The following is a 3829-nucleotide window of genomic DNA, read 5'->3' as shown; positions in this document are numbered from 1 at the left end:
AAATGTAATGTCCGCCTATAAGGTAATCATCTTTACTACAATTTAATCATGATTCTGTATCTCTTGTATATAAACAGAATCACATAAAACATGAACAAAATACGATATTTGATCGTAGATGCATAGAAAAAGAAACTGTCGCATTTTCTAATGCAAGAAATGTATTCTGACAGGCATATTGCAATCCCATCATCCCTGCTATCGCAAAATATATGCCGACCATTACCGCTTCATACTTGCTGCTGTCCATATTCTGAAGCACAGCGGCTGCGGACTAGAGGGACACGCTATACTCCGGGGAACAGCCGCCAAACAAAACAGCGATTTTCCATCTTTTCATTGCTCTGCCTGCCTTTCTGCCAAATATTCCTCCAAGCACAGCCCTTTTTCATACATCTCTGTGGCGGCCTCAACGCCAACATACCGATAATGCCATACTTCCTCGGCAACGCCCGTGATGTCGGTTTTATCTCCAGGGTAACGGAAGATAAAACCGTATTTGTAGCTGTTTTCTTGCAGCCAGAGATAAAGATCATAGGTGTCTCCGTTGATGTCCACGGCTAAACCAATTTGATGTTCACTGTATCCGGGAACAGATACCCATTGCTTTGCCAGTTCCTCCGCTTCGCTCTGGGAATTTCCCTCTTTGCGGTATCCAGCCACTTTGTCGTCATAAAGCTGCTGCTGCTTTTTCTGCGTGCGGTAACCGGATACGACCATAGGCAGTTGATCCCAATTTCCTTCCTTTGCTGCTTCCAACATCTCCATGAGAGGATCATAGATGCGTTCATCTACTTTCTCACCGCCGGGCACCTCTACCAGTTTTGGCTCGTAGTTTTCGGGGATCGCGTTTTCATAGTTTACCAACACCAAGTTCCAGTCGGTGTCATCATTTGCTGTCTGCGTGTTTTGGGGTGAGCTTTCATCCAAAAGGCCAACTTGCACATCATCAGGCCCCTGTGTTGTGGTGTCGTTTACTTGGTAATTTTCAGGCGATTCTTTATCTCCAAACAATGTGAACGCATATACACAAACAGCCACGACCAGAATGACTGTGGCAATACTTCCCCAAGGAAAGCGCCTCCGCCGCTGCTTTTGCCTCCGGCGACGACCTTCATTGGGAACAGGCAGCATTTTTTCTTCTATCATATAAAGCCTCCTTTCTGAAGGGGAGCAAAAGCGCCCCTGTCAGCATTTATTGTACTGAACAGCGGCGCTTGGAACTTTAATATGAAGTTGTTTATTTCCTAAGAAAATCCTAATGTAAGGGGGAGATTTTACTTATGTTCTATCCAGCGGCGGTCCGCAGCTTTGCATCGGACAACACTTTCCCTCTCATATGATATTTGTCAACAGAAATCTGGATTTGAAATGTGTAGGCGGTGTTGTTTTTGACCTTCAAATCCAGCCGGCCTTCCGCCACCGCCGCGTCAATTCCTTGGGGAATGCCGGGCGTATTGCGGTGAAGGTCGATTCCATGTGTATGCTGTTCTGTAACAGTCAGCGGAGTATCCTTCCCATCATTTCGCTCCTTTCGGTGATTTGTTTCATAAAAGAGCAAATCCATGCTCCTGTCAGTATCATTCTACTGGACAAGAGCATGGATTGTTTTAATAAGAAGTTGATTGATTCCTAAAAAAATGCAAAGAAATTGCTAATTTGACAACGGCAAAGAGACTGTAAATGTAACCACATGATTTTTGCTGGATGCGCTGATTGCCCCGCCATGCAGCGTGACGATCTCCTTTGCTATGGCTAATCCAAGCCCTGTGCCGCCTGTATCAGAGGAACGAGACTGATCTACCCGGTAGAATTTATCGAAAAGAGACGTCAATGCCTCATTTGGAATATCTTCGCCACTGTTCTGAAACCGAATGATGACTTCATGTTCCAATTTTTCTGCGGAGATCACAATCTCGGTATGTGGGAAGCTATACGATGCGGCATTTTTCAGAATGTTGTTGAATACCCGTGCCAGCTTTTCCGGATCGGCTTCGATGGTCAAGTTCTCGTCAAGATGCAGGGTAACGGTGTTTCCCCTGGGAGCCAAAACAGGAGACAATTCATCCGATAGTTGGACCAGCATATAATAAAGGTCGATGGTTTCCTTGGACAAGGTGATTTTCTGAGATTTATATTTTGTGATCTCAAAGAATTCATTTACCATCGTCTCCAGTCGGTAGGCTTTTTCCAACGCGATATGAACCCGCGCAGCCCTCTGCTCAGGGGGCATATTCGGATCTTCCTCCAACAGATTGAGGTATCCAATTACAGATGTGAGTGGGGTCCGAATATCATGGGCCAGGTACATAACCAATTCGTCTTTCCGCTGTTCAGCCAAAGCGGTTTCCATTTTACGTTCTGCTAAAGTTTGTTTTACAGAGTTTAGCTTCCGCTCAAATGGCAGCATTTCCGGTGACAACTGGATTTGCTTTTCATCGTCTGCCAGCAATGACTCTATCCCTTGATTGACCTCTCTGAAATAGCCGGTAACCCACCGGAAAATTCGTACCATGAGGACTGTAAATATTAGAAGAACGGCCACAGCGAAAAAAATTTCTTTATTACCTCGAAAATGGTCACCGTAATAATAAAATGCTGCTTCATGCTTCATGTCGAATACGGTTTCCAGAATCCATACAATCAGATCGCCAATTCGCTGTTTCCAGATGAAAAGATACAGCCCCACCACCACAACGATAGAGGTAATGACATTCATGCAAACTCGTCGAATGAGTTTGGATTGAAAAGCAAAGTATTCGTCTTTTTTATCAACTTTCAATTTTATATCCTACCCCCCATATCGTCTTAATGAATCTGGGCTTGTCCATGCTATCTCCCAATTTCTCCCGCAGGTGGCGGATATGAACAGTGATGGTGTTGTTGGATTTGCTGTAATACTCGTCCTGCCAGATTTTGTGAAACAAATCTTCTGAACTAACTACATTCCCGGTATTTTCCAGAAGAATACGCAGGATCGAAAACTCCGTAGGTGTCAGCACCAAGGGCGTTTCCCCCAAAAAGCAGGTATGTGCCTTGATATTCATTGTCAAGGCACCGCAAACAAGATTATCTTCTGATGCGGCAGACGAGGTTGCACCGATATCAGAATGAGCAGGATTGTACTTTTGATACCGGCGAAGCTGAGACTTTACCCGTGCAATCATCTCCAGAGGGCGAAACGGCTTTGTAATGTAATCATCCGCTCCAAGAGTAAGGCCGGTAATTTTATCAGTCTCAGCATCTTTGGCTGTCAGCATGATGATTGGGTAGGTATGATGTTCCCTGATTTTCTTGCATAGAGTGAATCCATCTATGTCAGGAAGCATAATATCCAAAATTGCAAGATCAATGGGGGTTGTTTCAATGCAGTTAAGGGCTTCTTGGGCCGTATAAAATTTGAATACAGTGTAGTTTTCGTTTTTCAAATAGACTTCTATTAAATCCGCAATTTCTGTTTCGTCATCGACTACTAATATTTTATTAGACATGAAGTCACTCTCCCTTCAAAGAGTATATATTATTATATTATCAAAGCCAAACACAACACATCCTTATTATTTCATGAGAAAACATTAAGATTTTCCTAATTTCTCACAGATTGCAATATCTTGGGGCTGAATTTTGGCAAGTTAAGAAACCCCTTGATATATTAGTTGTATCTGTTCATCTCTAAGCTATATTATATTTCTTTCTTATTTATTTGGTGATAGAATATAAATAGTACAAAATAAACATGACCATTTTCAATAAATATTATATGATAGTCATAGATCAAGAGAGGAGAATGGTTATGGCAAGAGGTACAAGGTATTCACAAGAGTTTAAG

Annotated in this window: 4 protein-coding genes and 1 pseudogene; all 5 read right to left on the bottom strand. The window is 42.9% G+C overall.

Translation table 11 applies throughout. From position 1 onward, the window contains the following. Nucleotides 1-211: 211 nt before the first annotated feature. Nucleotides 212-340 (bottom strand): annotated as a pseudogene (locus tag H8716_RS18115) (D-alanine--(R)-lactate ligase); the annotation flags it as partial. After that, nucleotides 337-1149 (bottom strand): M15 family metallopeptidase, encoded by an 813-nt coding sequence (locus tag H8716_RS17290; protein WP_408610910.1) that lies wholly within the window; start codon nt 1147-1149, stop codon nt 337-339. The pseudogene H8716_RS18115 and the gene H8716_RS17290, both read right to left, overlap by 4 nt. Before the next feature lie 139 nt (nt 1150-1288). Then, nucleotides 1289-1561: a VanW family protein gene (locus tag H8716_RS17285; protein WP_226815363.1), complete on the bottom strand. Its 273-nt coding sequence runs from the start codon at nt 1559-1561 to the stop codon at nt 1289-1291. 93 nt (nt 1562-1654) lie between these two features. After that, entirely contained in the window at nt 1655-2788 is a 1134-nt protein-coding gene (locus H8716_RS17280) for a sensor histidine kinase (protein ID WP_456298682.1), read from the bottom strand. Beyond that, nucleotides 2772-3491, bottom strand: coding sequence for a VanR-ABDEGLN family response regulator transcription factor (gene vanR, locus H8716_RS17275; RefSeq protein ID WP_249310199.1), 720 nt, complete (start codon nt 3489-3491; stop codon nt 2772-2774). The genes H8716_RS17280 and vanR overlap by 17 nt, the downstream gene beginning before the upstream one ends. Nucleotides 3492-3829 lie beyond the last annotated feature (338 nt).

The organism is Jingyaoa shaoxingensis (assembly GCF_014385005.1).
Taxonomy (GTDB): Bacteria; Bacillota; Clostridia; order Lachnospirales; family Lachnospiraceae; genus Marvinbryantia; species Marvinbryantia shaoxingensis.
The sequence above is the reverse complement of the archived record's forward strand: the minus strand, read 5'-3'. Positions and strand labels throughout refer to the sequence as shown.

Bases quoted from the DNA above. Each gene is read 5' to 3' on its own strand.
- H8716_RS17290 (WP_408610910.1), bottom strand. From the start codon at position 1,149: ATGATAGAAGAAAAAATGCTGCCTGTTCCCAATGAAGGTCGTCGCCGG.
- vanR (WP_249310199.1), bottom strand. From the start codon at position 3,491: ATGTCTAATAAAATATTAGTAGTCGATGACGAAACAGAAATTGCGGAT.